Here is a 15,809-nt window from a genome sequence, read left to right as displayed (position 1 = left end):
ATGTCGAATTCGAAGCGCTTTTTGTCCGGTCCTCATCCCTTCGCGGCGTTCTGGGATCCGTTGCTCAGGCGCCGAGTCCGTAGCCGTACCCCTGGAGGCCCTTCCTGAGGGCGCGCAGGGCGTAGTAGGTGCGGGATTTGACGGTCCCCGCCGGGATGCCCAGTTCGGCGGCCGCCTCCGCGACCGACCGGTCCCGGAAGTAGACCTGGAGCAGCACCTCGCGGTGCTCCGGCCCCAGGGATCCCACCGCCCGCCGCACGTCGATCGCCGTGACCGATCCGGCCACCGCGTCCTCGGGTGCGGGCGCCTGTTCCAGCCCTTCGGGGTCCACCTCCAGGGGGCGCGACAACCGGGCCCGCCGGGCGTCGATCGCGAGCCGCCGGGCCACCGTGAACAGCCAGGGCCGCATGGAGTCGTGCCCGCTGGCCAGGGCCTCCGGGTGCTGCCAGACCCGTACGAGGGTCTCCTGCACGAGGTCCTCCGCCCGTTGGGCGTCGCCGGCGGTGAGGCCGACCAGGAATCCGAACAACGCCCGCCCGTGGTCGCGCTGGAGTTCGGCCAGTGCTTCGGGATCCGTACGCGGGAGGGTGGGGGAGAGCGGCACGAGTGGCTCCTTCCGGGGTGCGTGGGGGTCCATGGGGGCGGCGCCCCGTCCACCCTGACCTGCGCAGAGCCGACCCGGAACCGTCAGGCCCCGGCGTTGCGCCCAAGCACCCGGGTGGTCCGACGGGCGGCTGTGCCGGGCGGTGAACGGTCGAACGGCGCGGCGAACGGCAGGGGGGCGCGTGTACGCCGTCGGAGTGGGCGCCCGGGTCCGCCACGGCTCCGTTCCTTGACTTGCCGCGCGTTGTTCTATGGATTGCAGATGATGACTTGTCAGATAGTCGTATAAATGGGAGTTCGACTGATGACCACGCGCACCCGCGGGCCGAGGGCGGCCGTCCTCCTGTCCGCCCTCCTGCTGACCGCTGCGGCAGCGGGCTGTTCGGCCGCCGGGGACACCGCACCGGCCCGCCTCGGCGACTCCGGTCCTCCGGCTCCCCCCAGCGCCGCGGGAGCGCCCGCCGCCAAGGGCTTCACACTGGTCGCGAGCGGTGACGTGCTGCCGCACACCTCGGTCATCCGGCGGGCGGCCGACGACGGGGAGGGCGGCGGCTACGACTTCAGGCCCATGTTCTCCGGCGTCAAGGCCGTGGTCTCGGCAGTCGACCTGGCCCTCTGCCACATGGAGACGATCTACGGGGAGGAGGGCGGTCCCTTCTCCGGATATCCGGCCTTCATGTCACCGCCGGAGGTGGCCGACGGACTCAAGGACGCCGGCTACGACGGGTGCTCCACCGCCTCGAACCACACCCTCGACGACGGCGCCGCCGGGCTGCGCCGCACGCTCGACCGCTTCGACAAGGTCGGCCTGGGGCACGCCGGATCCGCCCGTACGGCGGCCGAGGCGGCGGCGGTGACCACCTACACGGCGGGCTCGGCCACCGTGGCGCACCTCGCCTACACCTACGACACCAACGGCTATCCGTTGCCCGACGGCCAGCCGTGGGCAGTCAACCTGATGAAGCCGGACAGGATCGTCGCGGATGCCCGGGCCGCCCGGAAGGCGGGCGCGGACGTGGTGCTGGTGAGCCTGCACTGGGGCACGGAGTGGCAGACCGAACCGGATGAGACCCAGCTCTCGCTCGGCAGGGCGCTAACCGGCTCGCAGACCGCCGGCCGGCCCGACATCGACCTGATCCTCGGCACCCACGCGCACATTCCGCAGCCCTACGAGAAGGTGAACGGCACCTGGATCGTCTACGGCATGGGCGACCAGGTGGCGGGCGAGATGTTCAACTACACGGGCGCCCGGGACATGCGCGGCAACTACGGCTCGATCGCACGCTTCACCTTCGCCCCTCCGGCCGCGGCCGGGCAGCGCTGGCAGGTCACCAAGGCCGCATTCGTGCCGCAGATGATGGACCTGTCCACCGGACGCGTCGTCCACCTGCCCGACGCCCTCGCGAAGAACCCCGGCCGGGAGGACTACGAGGCCGCGCGGGACGAGATCACCGAGGCCGTCCTCAGCCGCGGCGCCGCCAAGGACGGCCTGGTGGCCGCCTCGTAGGCGCTCGGCGCCCCGGGCTGGATCCGGCGCGCCCTCGGGCCCACCCCGCCCCACCCCGCCCCACCCCACCCCGCCCGGCCCGGACCGGACGCGGAAGCGACCCGGACGGGGCGGGACGGGGCGGAGCGGTCAGGGGACCACGGTCACCGGCCAGCGGCCCGCCTTGACCAGGCGGACCGCCACCGAGCCGACGATGCGGTGGCCCGCCTGCTCCGAGGCGCCGACCACCACCGCGTCCGCCATCAGCTCCTGTGCCGCGCTCACCAGGCCGGCGTAGGGGTCGCCGCGAAAGGTGTGGAACTCCCACCGGACCTCGTAGACGCCCTTGAGCCGCTCCGCCGACGCACGGATCTCGGCCACCAGGCCCTCCGCGATCTCCCCGGTGGTGTCGGCCACGGGCGCACCGAGCGCCGCCCCGGCCGGTACCACCGGCTGGACGTACACCAGCGCCAGCAGTGCGTTCTGCCGACGGGCCAGCCCGGCGGCGTAGGCCGCCGCCCGCAGTGAGGACTCCGAACCGTCCACCCCGGCCAGGATCACCTTCGGACCGTCGGTACCGCGTTCGAATCCCGTGTTCACGTGCTCCGTCACCCTCGTGAGGATAGGCGCTGACGTGCCGGACGCCCCCACCCGCTCGGCGCGCGCACCGGCGACCCCCTCCCTACAGTGCGAACCATGAGTGCCACCGCGCAGGAGACGCACGGAACCCGCAACCGCTTCCTGAACCGGGTTCCCGACGCGTTCGGCGCGTTCTTCGGGACCATCGGCCTGCTGTGCGCACTGCTCTCGCTCTCCCCGACACTGCGGCGCCTCCTGCACCACGTCGTGCGCTTCCTCGACCTGATCGTCGTACCGGTCAGCGCCAACCTCGCCTACGCCGTCTTCCTCTTCCTCTTCGCGGCCGCCCTCGGCACCCGCAAGAAGGTCGCCTGGTGGATGGTCATCACCTATCTGGCCCTGCTCACCGTCGACGACCTGCTGGACATCGCCGTCGGCGACTACGGGATCGGCCTCTCCTCGCTGGCCCTGGCCGTCGCCGCCACGGCCGTACTGGTCGCCGCCCGCAAGGAGTTCTACGCCGCGTCCCGGCCCGGGGCACTGTGGCACGCCCTGATCGTGCTCGGCCTCGGCATGCTCGCCGCCGTCCTCCTGGGCTGGGCGCTCGTCGCCCTCTTCCCCGGCAGCCTGCCCCCCGGCCAGTGGCTGGACTGGGCCGCCAAGCAGGTCTTCGGCGGCCTCTTCTCGGCCCGGCAGTTCGACGGCCGCCCGCCCAGGCCGCTGTACTTCCTCCTCGGCCTGTTCGGCGCCGCCGCCCTGCTCAACGCCGCCGCGACGCTGTTCCGCTCCCAGCGGCTGACCGCCGCCCTGCACGGGGACGAGGAGCCCAGGATCCGGGCCCTCCTCGGCGCCTACGGGCGGTCCGACTCGCTCGGCTACTTCGCCACCCGGCGCGACAAGGCCGTCGTCTTCGCCCCCAACGGACGGGCCGGCGTCACCTACCGCGTCGAAGCGGGCGTCTGCCTCGCCAGCGGCGACCCGGTGGGCGATCCGGCAGCCTGGTCCGCCGCCATCGACGCCTGGCTGGCCGTCGCAGGCCGCTACGGCTGGCAGCCCGCCGTGATGGGCGCCTCCGAGGACGGCGCCACCGCCTTCGCCCGCTCCGGGCTGAGCGCCCTCCAGCTGGGCGACGAAGCCATCCTGCACGTCGCCCGCTTCGACCTCGACGGCCGCGACATGCGCGTGACCCGCCAGGCCGTCAACCGCGTCGAGCGGGCCGGCGCGACCACCGTCATCCGCCGGCACTCGGCCCTCTCCGAGGACGAGATGCGGACCATCATCGACCGGGCGGACCGCTGGCGGGACACCGAGACCGAACGGGGCTTCTCCATGGCCCTGGACCGGCTCGGCGATCCGGACGACGGGGACTGCCTGCTGGTCGAGGCCTTCGACGCCGGCGGCGAGTTGATCGCCCTGCTCTCCTTCGTCCCCTGGGGCAGGGACGGCATCTCCCTCGACCTGATGCGCCGCGACCGGACCGCGCCCAACGGGGTCATGGAGTTCATGGTCGCCCAACTGTGCGCCGCCGCCCCCGCCCTCGGCGTACGCCGCATCTCCCTCAACTTCGCCGTCTTCCGCTCCGCCTTCGAGGAGGGCGGCCGCATCGGCGCCGGGCCGGTCCTGAAGGTCTGGCGCAAACTGCTGCTCTTCTTCTCCCGCTGGTGGCAGCTGGAGGCCCTGTACCGCTCGAACGTCAAATACGGCCCCGAGTGGTACCCGCGGTTCCTCTGCTACCAGGACGCCGGCTCGCTCGCCCGGGTCAGCCTCGCCTCCGGCATCGCCGAAGGGTTCGTCTCCGTACCCAGCCTGCGCACCCTGTGGGGCAACGGCCACCCCAAGGGCGTCACCGCCCCCGCCACGACGGAAGGACTGCCCCCGATCGACTCCCTCGGCCTGGACGCGGTGGGGGAGGAGCTCCCCGGGGTGCCCGTGGAGCGACTGCCCGAACAGGTGCGCGTCCGCCATGCCAAACTGGACCGCATCCGGGCCTCCGGCACCGACCCCTACCCGGTGGGGATCCGGCCGCGCACCCACACCGTCGCCCAGCTCAAGGCGTCCCACCCGAGCCACCCGCCCGGCAGCCGCACCGCCGAGCAGGCCACTCTCGCCGGACGCGTGATGGTCGTACGCGACCTCGGCGGCGTGGCCTTCGCCGTCCTGCGCGACTGGTCGGGAGACATACAGCTGATGCTCACCCGCGACGAGAGCGGCGCCGAGGTGCTCGACTCCTTCACCGCCCGGGTCGACTTCGGCGACCACGTCCTGGTGACCGGCGAACCCGGCGCCAGCAGGACCGGCGAGCTCTCCCTCGTGGTCCGGTCCTGGCAGCTGACCGGCAAGTGCCTGCGCCCCCTGCCGGACAAGCGCAAGGGTCTCGCCGACCCCGAGGCGCGGGTCCGGCGCCGCTACCTCGACCTCGTCGCCAGCCCCGAGGCGCGCGACGTCGTACGGGCTCGCTCCAGCGCGGTCCAGGCCCTGCGCCAGGGGCTGCTCGACCGCGGCTATCTGGAGGTCGAGACCCCCATGCTCCAGCAGATCCACGGCGGCGCCAACGCCCGGCCCTTCCGCACCCACATCAACGCCTACGACCTCGACCTGTACCTGCGCATCGCGCCCGAGCTGTACCTCAAACGGCTCTGCGTCGGCGGTATGGAGAAGGTCTTCGAAATGGGCCGCACCTTCCGCAACGAGGGCGTCTCCTACAAGCACAACCCCGAGTTCACGATGCTGGAGGCCTACCAGGCCTTCGCCGACTACGACGTCATGCTCGACCTCGCGCGGGAACTGATCCAGGGGGCCGCCACCGCAGCCTTCGGCTCGCCCGTCGCCCACAGGGCAGGGCCCGACGGAAAGCTCGTCGTCCACGACATCTCCGGCCCCTGGCCGGTCAGGACGGTGTACGGGGCGATCAGCGAGGCCCTCGGCGAGGAGGTCGACGCCGACACCGAGGAGAACGTCCTGCGCAGGCTCTGCGACCGGGCCGAGGTGCCGCACGGGCCGGAGGACACCCGCGGCGACGTGGTCCTCGAAATGTACGAGCGGCTGGTGGAGGAGAGGACGGGACTGCCGACCTTCTACAAGGACTTCCCGACCGACGTCTCCCCCCTCACCCGCCAGCACCGCCGGGACCCCCGGCTCGCCGAGCGCTGGGACCTCGTCGCCTTCGGCACCGAGCTCGGCACCGCGTACTCGGAGCTGACCGACCCCGTCGAGCAGCGGCGCAGGCTCACCGCCCAGTCCCTGCTCGCGGCCGGCGGCGACCCGGAAGCCATGGAACTCGACAACGACTTCCTGGACGCGCTCGAATACGCGATGCCGCCCACGGGCGGCCTCGGCGTCGGCGTGGACCGACTCGTCATGTTCCTCACGGGCCTGACGATCCGCGAGACCCTCCCCTTCCCCCTGGTGCGCCGCGGCTGACGGTCGCACGGCTGACGCGCCGCACGGCTGGTCCGCACGGGTGAGCGCAACGGGGAGCGTCCGCGCCTCTCGACGTCTGCGGGGATGCCGTTGATACGTAGTAATAATGAAAAAAGACGAGCCGACAGTAGGGCGGCGTGTGCTCCTGCGCACCGCCGTCTTCCTCGGAGTCGCGGCCGCCGGACTGATCACCACGGGCAACGGCACCGAGGGTGGTGCACCCACGGTGCCCGGTGCACCGGGCGCGGGCGGCGCACCGGGGCCCGCCGCCGGACCCGGTCCGAACCTCGCGGCGGGCCCCGGCGGACTCCCCGGGGCGCTGCCCGAGAAGGCCTACCGGCTGCGCCCCATGACGGCGGACGCCCCCGCCCGGCCCGCGGCCGTGAAGCCGGCCGTGCGGACCCGGCCCATCCTGGAACTCCCGGCCGGCGCGGGCACCGACAGCTCCATGGTGCTCACCTTCGACGACGGACCGGACCCCCGCTACACCCCGGCCATCCTCGACACCCTCCGCCGCTACGACATGCGCGCGATGTTCTTCGTCTGCGGGGAGATGGCGACGGAGAACCGGGACCTGCTGCGCCGCATGTCCGCCGAGGGACACGTCATCGGCAACCACACCTGGACCCACCCGCACATCCCCAAGCTGAGCCGGCCCGCCCTCGCCGCAGAGATCGGCCGCACCAGCGAGATCGTGCAGCAGGTCGTCGGCGAAGCGCCGCAGTGGTTCCGGGCGCCCTACGGAGCGTGGAACCGGGCCGCCTTCGAGATCGGGGCCGAGCTGGGGATGGAGCCGCTCGCCTGGACCGTGGACAGCCTGGACTGGGAGGAGCCGGGTGTCACGACGATCGTCTCCCGGGTCCTGCGCGGCGCGGGGCCCCGGGCGATCGTGCTGTCGCACGACGCGGGCGGCAACCGGTCGCAGAGCGTTCGGGCCATCGACTCCTACCTGCCCCAACTGCTCGCCCGGGGGTACCGGATGACACTGCCCACCCTGTCCGCCGTGGCGGCGCTGCACTGACGCGGGGCCGGGGCCGCGCGGCCCCGGCCCGGCCTCAGCGGGACTCCACCATCCGTGCGAAGACGACCACGTTTCCGTCGTACCCGCGGGCCTTGGAGTAACCGCCGCCGCAGGTGATCACGCGGAGTTCCGCGTGCCCGGTGTCCCCGTACACGCGAGCCCCGGGGAAGGCGTCCTTGGAGAACACCTCCACCCCGTACACCTCGAAGACGGCCGTGCGCCCGTCGTAGCGCTCCACCTCGATGTGGTTGCCCGGCTTGACCGAGCCCAGCCCGTAGAAGACCGCCGGACCCTGCGCGTTGTCCACGTGGCCCACGATCACCGCCGAGCCCCGCTGCCCCGGCGAGATGCCGTTGAGGTACCAGCCGGCGAGGTTGCGGTCCTGCGGCGGCGGCGCGTCGATCCAGCCCTCCGCGTCCAGCCCGACCGTCATCACCGGCGCGTCCACGCTGATCGTGGGGATGCGGATGCGCTGCACCGAGGAGTGCTCCAGCAACTCCATGTCCGGTGGCGGCTTCGGCGGATTCGCCGGCAACTGGTCGGCCGTCACCGCGACGGCCGAGGCCGCGGTGGGCTGGGGCGGTCCGCCGTCCATGTTCACGCCGTTCCGCACCATGGCGAGGCCGGTGAGCATGACCAGGGCGATGACGCCCCACGGTGAGCGCCTTCGTGACTGCCCTGCCTCGTCCTCGCCCATCGTTCTCCCTTCCCGACGCGGGGGTCCCGACCCGCGTTCCTGTCCCACCCCGGTACGCCCTGTTCCCCGCACGCTAAGGCCGGGGCGGCGGGTCGGCGAGGGGGGAGCGGCGAACGGGTGGCCGCGGCCGCGGGGGCGGTGGGAGGGCGCCGGAAGGGATGCGCCCATCCAGGTAATCGTCACATAAATGACTGACGGGTCGTGACCTGCGGATCCGTCAGCCAGACCGTCCGCGCTCCGGCGTGTCGCTCAACCGGGCGGCCCAAAGCCGGAAGTGCGGAGGTTGCGGGACGACCCGAGGGTTCGACGTGGGAGGCGTTCTCGTCGATCATCCGGGGCCGACGCTCCGGGGCGCTTCCCGCTGGAGGTTCCACCATGCGTGTCTTGCGCGCTCTTACCGTGACGGCGGCAGCTTGTGCCGTCCTCGGCGTCAGTGCCCCGCTCGCCTCCGCGAACCAGGACCCCGGGGGCCGGGGCGGAAACGGGGGCGGGAACGGCCCCAGCAACATCTCGGTGAACCCGTACGCCGTGCACCAGGGATCCACGATGCAGGTGAGCGCGGCGGGCTGCGGTCACGGCGGTACCGTCGCCTCGCACGGGAACTTTCCGCCCGCGAACCTGTCCGCCGGGTCGATCGGCTTCGCCACCGTGCGGGTCTTCAACCACGCCTCGCCGGGCACTCACACGCTGTCGGTCAAGTGCAACGACAGCAACCTGGTCGCCACGGCCCGCTTCCGGATCCTCCAGGGCAACCCCTCCCAGGGCGGCATCGGCGGCTCCATCGGCCCGTCCACCGCCGAGACGGCCATCGGAGCGGGCCTGGTCGGGATCTCCGCCCTGGGAGCGGGCGCCCACGTGATGCGCCGCCGCCGTCCGCTCCGGGGACGGAGCTGACCGATCCGGCCCCCCGGTCAGGCACCATCGGCTCCCGCCGGTCGCCCCGAGCCCTCCCCGAGGGCCCGGGGCGACCGGCGGTGGAGGGGGCGACCCCGGTGCTCAGTGACCGCGGTGGGACGTCCTGCGGCGCAGGGCGTACGCGGTGCCGCCCGCGGCGGCCAGGAAGAGGGCCGCACCCACACCGAGTTCCACCGGATCCATTCCGGCCGCGCTGCCGCCCAGGCCGCCGCGGACACCGCGGGCGGAGGTGGTCGCGAGCGGGGTCGTGACGGTGTTCGCCGCAGGCGCCGTCGCCGTGGCGGTCCTCGTGGAACTGGTGGTGGGCCTGCTCGTGCCGCCGGCGATCGTCAGGTCGGCCGAGCCCGTCTCGCCGTTGCAGGTGAAGGAGACGGAGTAGACGGCCCCGAGGCGGGCGTCCCGGTCCACGGTGGCCCGTACGCTCTGGCCGCGCGCGATGCTCACGGTGTCGAACACACCGGAGGAGGCCGTGGAGTAGGCGGCGTTGCAGCCGCTGACCGCGAGCACCACCTGGCCGCCGGGGGCGACCGTCGAGGGGGTGAGCGTGAAACCGAACGAAGTGACCTGTGGGGCCCGGGCTCCGGCCCGTGGCTGGGCCGGGGTGCCGCCCCGTGCCCCGACATGCTTCTCGGCCTGCGCTCCGGCCTGGGCCCGGGGCGGGCTCTCGGCCGTGGACGCGGCGGGCGCGCCGAGGGTTCCGAGCGTGAGTACGGCGAACGTGGCGCCGGCGCTCAGCAGGGCGGTGGCGGAGGTACGTATCGCACCCATGGTTGATTCTCCGGATCCCCGAGGAGCAGCCGCGGAACGGTTTCCGCACGTGGGGGGTCGTGCGCCTCGATGTCCGCCACGCTAGGTGCGGGTGCCGGGGCCCGCGATCAGGAACGGGCGAATGGGGCATGGTCGTAGGCCGAACCGGGGACGGGAGGTCCGTCCCCGGTTTGCCGGGCGCAGTCAGCCGCCGAGGCCGAGGTGGGAGAACTGCGTGAGGAACGGCTCGGCGGTGGCCGAGATGCCGCGGCCGAACGGCGCGTCGAAGTCCCAGATCAGGAACAGCAGGAACGCGATCAGCGCGCTGAACAGCCCGGCCAGCAGCATCTCCCGGAAGGACCGCCTGATCTGCAGGGTGAAGATCAGGCCCACCGTGACCAGCGCTCCGATGATCAGCCCGAACCAGACCACGCCCGGCATGGTGGCCCCGGCGCTCGCGCCGCGTGCGTTGCGGGCGTCGTCGGCCACCGCCACCTGGTCGACGAGCGGCTGGTAGGCCTGCCCCTCGTGGTCGGTCTGCGGCTCGTAGTCGGTGACGTCCCGGCGGATGCGCTCCAGCAGTTCCCCGCCGCGGTCGGTGAGTTCGCCCTTGTCGACCATCGCCTGCCACTCGGTGTCGACCACGTAGGTGACGTAGGCGTCCACGCCGGACCGGATCTTCGCCCGCACCTCGGCCGGGTAGACCTGGGAGCGGACGCTGATCTCGTGCAGGGCCTGCGCTTCTTGGCGTACGTGTTCCTGGGCGGCTCCGCGGCCCTCCCACACGCCCGCGATCGCCAGCCCCAGCACGATCGCGTAGATCACCCCGATCATCATCGTCATGTACTCGATGACGTCCGGGGTCTCGTTCGGATCGTCGTCCTCGCCGATCCTGCGGTGGTTGAGGAAGGCGATGGACAGCACCACGGCACAGGCCGCGGCCATCGCGAGGGACAGGACGAGCCATTCCGACAAGTGGACTCCAGATCGTTCGACGTCGGGCGGATCACCGGGGGCGCAGCGCGACGATCGCGAGCACCGCGGGAGCCGCGGTCATCAGGGTGAAGGTGACGGGCGAGATGTGGTGCTCGGCCGGTTTGCGGGTCGCCGCGCGGTACACCGGGCGGACCACCGGTTTCGGGGCGGGGGCGGCCACCGCGGGGGCCGGTGGCGGCGGCGGGGGCGGCTTCGCGGCGGGGGGTGCGGGCGGCGGCTTCGGCCGGGCCGGTGCCGGCAGGGCGGGCTTGGGCGCGGGCCCGGCCGCGGCCTTCGGCGGCGCTGACGGTGCGGGTTTCGGGGGTGGCGGCGGAGGCGGGGGCGGCACCGGATTCGGCGCGGGTTTCGGCGGTGGCACGGTGGGCTCCGGCTCGGGTGGCGGCGTGGGTTCCGGCGGCGGCTTCGGCGGCTTCGGCGGACACGGGGGCGGGGGCGGGGGCGGGCAGTGGGGGCGGCCATGATGCCCGCCGCCCCGCCCGTCACCACGGTGTCTTGCGTGGTCGGAGCGGTGCTCCTCACCGTGATGTCCACCACCCGGCCGCCGCCCACGGCCGTCGCCGAAGGCCACCGCGAGCACTGCGGCGGCACGCTGGCCGTCGCCGTGGCCGGTCGTCGGGTAGGCGCTGCTATCAGCCACGGCCGGGGTGGTGGCCAGGGCCGCCCACAACAGGACCGGGACCGCCAGCAGGCGCCTGGCACAGGCTCTGTTCACCCGGGGAGCATGGGCCCGCGCGCCCGCGCGCACGCGGGGCTCGGCCTCCGTTCGCCTGAACGAGTGGAGTGCGCATCGGAAAGGTTTGAGCCAGCCGTGGAGCGGTTGCAGACGAGTAAGATCATCATCCGGTCAATTCCCAAAAGGGATTTGTCGGTACCGGTCATTTGCGCCGGGGCGCCGCTGGGCGACTTTGGTGTGTGACGAAGAACGGATCGCCAATTTCCGCTTTTGCTCGCCCTGTTGGTCAATGATCAGTACATTCGGCTCGGACAGGAGTCCGACCCCGCACGGACCGCCGCAGGAACAACGCTTGGAGATCCCGATGGAGCGCCCCGCCTGGGCCCCGCCAGGCATCGACATATCGGTGCCGAGCGTGTCCCGCATCTACGATTACTACCTTGGCGGGTCCCACAATTTCGAGGTCGACCGCCAGGCGGCCCGACGTGCCATGGAATTCATGCCGGGCCTGCCCAAGATCATGCAGGCCAACCGGGCGTTCATGCGCCGTGCCGTCCGGCACGCCGTCGCCGAGGGCGTCACGCAGTTCCTCGACATCGGCTCCGGCATCCCCACCTTCGGCAACGTCCACGAGATCGCCCAGGGTGCCAGCTCCCGGGCCCGCGTGGTCTACGTGGACCACGATCCGGTGGCCGTGGCGCACAGTCAGGCCGTCCTCATGGACGACGAGGACACCGGCGTCGTCGCTGCGGACCTGCGCAGGCCGAAGGAGATCCTGGCCGCCCCCGAGGCCGGGCGGCTCCTCGACTTCGACCGCCCGGTCGCCCTGCTGCTCGTGGCCGTCCTGCACTTCCTCGAGGACGCGGACCATCCGTACGAGGCCGTGGCCGAACTGCGCGAGGCGCTGGCCCCCGGCAGTCTGCTGATCCTCACGCACGCCTCCTACGAGGGCATCCCGCTCACGGAGGAGGTCGCGGGCGGCGCCGTCGGCGTCTACCGGGACATCCGCAACCCCCTCGTCATGCGCACCGGGGAGCAGATCGGCCGCTTCTTCGACGGATTCGAGATGGTGGAGCCCGGCCTGGTGTCCATGCCCGACTGGCGCCCGGACCAGGCCGAGGGCGGGGAGGACGGCGAGACCCCGGAGGACCCCTACGCCTTCTCGGGCTATGCAGGCGTGGGACGCAAGGCGTGAGACTACCGGCACAGACGGCGGGTGCGTCGAGCACCGTTGCGGCGCCCGCGGCCGCTCCCGCACCGGCCGCGCACCCCGCGGCGCCGGACGGCGGCATCGAGGACCGAATCGCCCGTTTCGCGACGATCTGGGGGCGGGCGATCTTCCCGGTCACCGCGACCTCGCTGACCCGGCCCGAGTTCGAACGGCACCTCGTGCCGCTCACCCGGACCCTCACCGAGGCCCTGCACGCCAGGCCCTTCGACGCCGCCGTCGCCCAACGGGTGGGGGCGGAACTCGTCGCCGTGCACTGCACCGACCCCGAGGCCCTGGCCGGCACCCTCGGCGTGATCGAGTCCTACCTGGTCCTCTACTGCGGCCCGGACGGACTCGAAAGCTCCGGGGTGGAGGCCACCGCCGAATACCACGCGCGCTGCGCCCGGCTCCAGCACGCCATGGCCGCCGGCTACGCCAGGGCGCTGCGCGAGCGCACCCTGAGCGAACAGGAGGCCATCGCGCGCTCCGCGCTGACCGCCCGCACCGATGCCCAGCAGGCCCTGCACGCGAGCGAGGAACGCTTCCGCGCGGTCTTCGAGGGCGCCGCCGTCGGCATCGGCATCGCCGATCTCGACGGGAACGTCCTGGAGGTCAATGACACCCTCCTGCAGATGTTCGGCGGTTTGGAGGGGCACGTCCGCAGCCGCAACGTCAGCGAGTGGGGCCACCCCGACGACACCCCCCACGTCTGGCGCATGTACGGCGAGCTGGTGCGCGGCGAGCGCGAGAGCTACCGGGTGGAGAAGCCGTACTACCGCCACGACGGGACCGTGCTCTGGACCAACCTCACGGTGTCGCTCCTGCGCGACGCCGACGGAAAGCCGCAGTACCAGCTGGCGCTGATGGAGGACACCACCGAGCGCCGGCTGCTGAACCTGCGCCTGCGCTACGAGGCCACCCACGACGCCCTCACCGGACTGCCGAACCGGACGCTGTTCTTCGAGCGTCTGGAGAAGGCCCTCAGCAGTTCCGGCAGCGACCGCTACGGTCTGTGCTACCTCGACCTCGACGGCTTCAAGGCCGTCAACGACAGCCTCGGGCACTCGGCCGGCGACCGGCTCCTGGTGGAGGTCGCCGACCGGCTGCAGAGCTGCGCCACCGGCCCCGGCGAGGTCGTCGCCCGGCTCGGCGGCGACGAGTTCGTCGCGCTGACCACGGGCCCGGACACCGAGCAGGAGGTCACCGACCTCGCCGTCCGCATCCTCACGGCCCTTTCGGCGCCGATCCGCCTGGAGGGCCGGGAGCTGACGGTCCGGGGCAGCATCGGCATCGTTGAGGGCCGGGCCGGGGAGCGTACCCCCGCCGAGGTGCTGCGCAGCGCCGACATCACCATGTACCGGGCCAAGGCCGCCGGCGGAAATCGCTTCGAGTTCGCCGACGCCGAGGCCGACGCCCGCGCGATCACCCGGCATGGACTGACCAACGCGCTTCCGGCGGCTCTGGAGCGCGGCGAGTTCTTCATCGAGTACCAGCCGCTGGTCCACCTGCGGGACGGCTCGGTGCACGGTGCCGAGGCCCTGGTGCGATGGTCCCACCCGCAGTACGGGGTGCTCGGTCCCGACCGCTTCATCCCGCTCGCCGAACGGACCGGGCTGATCGTGCCCCTCGGCCGGTGGGTCCTTGAGGAGGCGGTCCGCCAGGCCCGCACATGGCAGCGGCAGCACGGGGGCTCCGCCCTGCGGATCAACGTCAACCTGTCGCCGACACAGCTCCACCACCCGGGCTTGGTCGCCGACACCGTCGCGGTGCTGGAGAACTCCGGCCTCGCCCCGGGCGCGCTGTGCCTGGAGGTGACCGAATCGGCCCTGATAGGCGCGGACGACGAACTGCTGGAGCCGCTGCGCCGCCTGGCCGAACTCGGCGTGGACATCGCCCTCGACGACTTCGGCACCGGGTACTCCAACCTGGCCAATCTGCGCCGCCTGCCGGTCAGCGTGCTCAAGCTCGACCGCTCCTTCACTCGGGGGATGCAGCAGCAGCCCGCCGACCCGGTCGACGTCAAGATCGTGGAAGGGATCGTCGCCCTGGCCCACAGCCTCGAACTCGCCGTCACCGTCGAGGGTGTGGAAACCGGTGCACAGGCTGCTCAGCTGCGGGCGCTCGGCTGCGACACCGCCCAGGGCTGGTACTACGCCCGCCCCGGCGCCCCCGACCGCATCCACGCCCTGTCCCTCTCGGACGCGGTGCCCACGCCCTCCTGACCTCTGCCCGGGCCCGCGGCGGCCCGGGCAGGGAGGTTGCTGCGGCGTCCGGCTCCGATGTGCGGCGTCCGCTCAGTCCAGTCCGGCCTCCGTCCCGCTGCCAGGGGTCCGGACGGCTTCGACGACCCTCTGGTATCGCTCGGCCGTGTCGGCCAAGACCCCCGCGGCCACCGAGAGCCGCTCCGCCTCGTACGCGTCGAGCGCCGTCTCCGTGTCGGGCCCGGCGAGAGCGGCGGACAGGGCCCGGCCGAGCGCGGCCGCGTCCTCGATGCCGGTGTTCATGCCCAGCCCGCCCGCTATCGGGTGCACGTGGGCGGCGTCACCGGCGAGCAGGACCCGGCCCTCCCGGATCCGGGTGGCCATGCGGACGTTGACCCGCCAGGAGGAGAGCCAGGTGGGGTCCTGGAGCCGGATGCCCGGTACCCGTGCGCACCGGTCGAAGATCCTCTGGAAGCTCTCCAAGGAGGGCGGCAGCGGTTCGCCGTGCTCGTCCCGCTCGGGCGACGCCTGGAGCTGGAAGGAATCCGTCCCCGGCATCGGGCAGAGCAGCATCCCGCCGCCTTCCGAGGTGAACCACTGGTGCCAGACGTCCCGGTCGATCCCCGGCGCCCTGACGTCGCCTATGACCATGGCCGGCTCCTTCTCCCCGGTCCCCTCGAAGGGGATGCCGAGCAGCTTGCGCGTGGTGCTGCGGCCGCCGTCGCACCCGGCGAGATAGCGGGCCGCGACCACGCTTCCGTCGGCCAGTTCGGCGCGCACCCCTTCCTCGTCCTGGGTGATGCCGACGAGCTCGGCCCCGTACTCCACGCGCACGCCCAGTCCGGCGAGCCGGTCGCGCAGCGCCTCCTCGATCTGCCACTGGCCGATCAGTACGCCGGCGTCCGACGGGGTGGGGGTGTCGTTGATGTGCTCGCCGTCGAAGTACTTGCGCAGGACCACCCCCGCGATGCCGGTGGTGATCAGGGGCTCGGCCAGGCCCAGCTCCCGGAAGATCGCGAGGCTGCCGGACCGGAGCCCCTTGCCCCGGGATGCGCGGTGCGGTTCCGTGCGCCGTTCGATGACGCGGACGGAGCGGCCGCGCAGGGCGAGGTCACAAGCGAGTGTCAGCCCGGTGGGGCCCGAGCCGGCGATCAGTACGTCGGTTGCCGCGGTCGCACAGGTGCGGTTCATCGGAAGTCCTCTCCTTGTCGGTGTTTCAAGGAAAGCCGCTCCCGACAGAAAATGCAACCCGGTTAAAAAA

At 72.5% G+C, this 15,809-nt stretch carries 13 protein-coding genes; 6 read left to right on the top strand and 7 right to left on the bottom strand.

The features are described from left to right. Positions 1 to 64: 64 nt before the first annotated feature. Positions 65 to 637: a sigma-70 family RNA polymerase sigma factor gene (locus AW27_RS03585; protein ID WP_052030076.1), complete on the bottom strand. Its 573-nt coding sequence runs from the start codon at positions 635 to 637 to the stop codon at positions 65 to 67. A 270-nt stretch (positions 638 to 907) separates the two neighbouring features. Here AW27_RS03585 and AW27_RS03580 point away from each other — a divergent pair, with 270 nt between their 5' ends. Next, complete coding sequence (locus tag AW27_RS03580; RefSeq protein WP_037916509.1) at positions 908 to 2,110, top strand: CapA family protein; 1,203 nt, start codon at positions 908 to 910, stop codon at positions 2,108 to 2,110. Positions 2,111 to 2,239: 129 nt separating this feature from the next. On the opposite strand, the gene AW27_RS03575 is transcribed toward AW27_RS03580, so the two are convergent. After that, a complete protein-coding gene (locus AW27_RS03575) occupies positions 2,240 to 2,701 on the bottom strand; it encodes a universal stress protein (protein ID WP_037916511.1) in 462 nt (153 codons plus the stop codon). A gap of 84 nt (positions 2,702 to 2,785) precedes the next feature. Between AW27_RS03575 and lysX the strand changes: the two genes are divergently transcribed. Further along, positions 2,786 to 6,088, top strand: a complete 3,303-nt coding sequence (gene lysX / locus AW27_RS03570; protein WP_037916514.1) for a bifunctional lysylphosphatidylglycerol synthetase/lysine--tRNA ligase LysX — start codon at positions 2,786 to 2,788, stop codon at positions 6,086 to 6,088. A 106-nt stretch (positions 6,089 to 6,194) separates the two neighbouring features. Continuing rightward, the gene (locus AW27_RS03565) at positions 6,195 to 7,109 is read left to right on the top strand and encodes a polysaccharide deacetylase family protein (RefSeq protein ID WP_037916517.1); all 915 of its coding nucleotides are present in this window, start codon (positions 6,195 to 6,197) and stop codon (positions 7,107 to 7,109) included. 34 nt (positions 7,110 to 7,143) lie between these two features. Here AW27_RS03565 and AW27_RS03560 read toward each other — a convergent pair whose 3' ends face one another. Continuing rightward, positions 7,144 to 7,806: a class F sortase gene (locus AW27_RS03560; protein WP_037916520.1), complete on the bottom strand. Its 663-nt coding sequence runs from the start codon at positions 7,804 to 7,806 to the stop codon at positions 7,144 to 7,146. Between the two features lie 375 nt (positions 7,807 to 8,181). On the opposite strand from AW27_RS03560, the gene AW27_RS03555 reads away from it, so the two are divergent. After that, on the top strand, positions 8,182 to 8,700 hold the full coding sequence (locus AW27_RS03555; RefSeq protein WP_037916524.1) for a hypothetical protein: 519 nt from the start codon (positions 8,182 to 8,184) through the stop codon (positions 8,698 to 8,700). A 102-nt stretch (positions 8,701 to 8,802) separates the two neighbouring features. Here AW27_RS03555 and AW27_RS03550 read toward each other — a convergent pair whose 3' ends face one another. The 3 genes from AW27_RS03550 to AW27_RS03540 form a co-directional block, all read right to left on the bottom strand. Beyond that, positions 8,803 to 9,489, bottom strand: a complete 687-nt coding sequence (locus AW27_RS03550; RefSeq protein WP_037916527.1) for a hypothetical protein — start codon at positions 9,487 to 9,489, stop codon at positions 8,803 to 8,805. Between the two features lie 183 nt (positions 9,490 to 9,672). Then, positions 9,673 to 10,443, bottom strand: a complete 771-nt coding sequence (locus AW27_RS03545) for a bestrophin-like domain (protein WP_037916530.1) — start codon at positions 10,441 to 10,443, stop codon at positions 9,673 to 9,675. 31 nt (positions 10,444 to 10,474) lie between these two features. Next, entirely contained in the window at positions 10,475 to 10,624 is a 150-nt protein-coding gene (locus AW27_RS03540) for a hypothetical protein (RefSeq protein WP_157840166.1), read from the bottom strand. Positions 10,625 to 11,501: 877 nt separating this feature from the next. Here AW27_RS03540 and AW27_RS03535 point away from each other — a divergent pair. Together AW27_RS03535 and AW27_RS03530 are read left to right on the top strand one after the other, a co-directional pair. Beyond that, positions 11,502 to 12,332, top strand: a complete 831-nt coding sequence (locus AW27_RS03535) for an SAM-dependent methyltransferase (RefSeq protein ID WP_037918130.1) — start codon at positions 11,502 to 11,504, stop codon at positions 12,330 to 12,332. Positions 12,333 to 12,427: 95 nt separating this feature from the next. Continuing rightward, positions 12,428 to 14,569, top strand: coding sequence for a putative bifunctional diguanylate cyclase/phosphodiesterase (locus AW27_RS03530; protein ID WP_037918132.1), 2,142 nt, complete (start codon positions 12,428 to 12,430; stop codon positions 14,567 to 14,569). A 72-nt stretch (positions 14,570 to 14,641) separates the two neighbouring features. On the opposite strand, the gene AW27_RS03525 is transcribed toward AW27_RS03530, so the two are convergent. Then, positions 14,642 to 15,739: an FAD-dependent monooxygenase gene (locus AW27_RS03525; RefSeq protein ID WP_052030077.1), complete on the bottom strand. Its 1,098-nt coding sequence runs from the start codon at positions 15,737 to 15,739 to the stop codon at positions 14,642 to 14,644. Between the last annotated feature and the right edge of the window lie 70 nt (positions 15,740 to 15,809).

Source organism: Streptomyces sp. PCS3-D2 (assembly GCF_000612545.2).
GTDB lineage: Bacteria > Actinomycetota > Actinomycetes > Streptomycetales > Streptomycetaceae > Streptomyces.
The sequence above is the reverse complement of the archived record's forward strand: the minus strand, read 5'-3'. Positions and strand labels throughout refer to the sequence as shown.

Excerpts from the sequence above, each read along its gene's own strand:
- AW27_RS03585 (WP_052030076.1), bottom strand. The coding sequence starts at position 637 with ATGGACCCCCACGCACCCCGGAAGGAGCCACTCGTGCCGCTCTCCCCC.
- AW27_RS03580 (WP_037916509.1), top strand. The coding sequence starts at position 908 with ATGACCACGCGCACCCGCGGGCCGAGGGCGGCCGTCCTCCTGTCCGCC.
- lysX (WP_037916514.1), top strand. The coding sequence starts at position 2,786 with ATGAGTGCCACCGCGCAGGAGACGCACGGAACCCGCAACCGCTTCCTG.
- AW27_RS03565 (WP_037916517.1), top strand. The coding sequence starts at position 6,195 with ATGAAAAAAGACGAGCCGACAGTAGGGCGGCGTGTGCTCCTGCGCACC.
- AW27_RS03560 (WP_037916520.1), bottom strand. The coding sequence starts at position 7,806 with ATGGGCGAGGACGAGGCAGGGCAGTCACGAAGGCGCTCACCGTGGGGC.
- AW27_RS03555 (WP_037916524.1), top strand. The coding sequence starts at position 8,182 with ATGCGTGTCTTGCGCGCTCTTACCGTGACGGCGGCAGCTTGTGCCGTC.
- AW27_RS03550 (WP_037916527.1), bottom strand. The coding sequence starts at position 9,489 with ATGGGTGCGATACGTACCTCCGCCACCGCCCTGCTGAGCGCCGGCGCC.
- AW27_RS03535 (WP_037918130.1), top strand. The coding sequence starts at position 11,502 with ATGGAGCGCCCCGCCTGGGCCCCGCCAGGCATCGACATATCGGTGCCG.
- AW27_RS03525 (WP_052030077.1), bottom strand. The coding sequence starts at position 15,739 with ATGAACCGCACCTGTGCGACCGCGGCAACCGACGTACTGATCGCCGGC.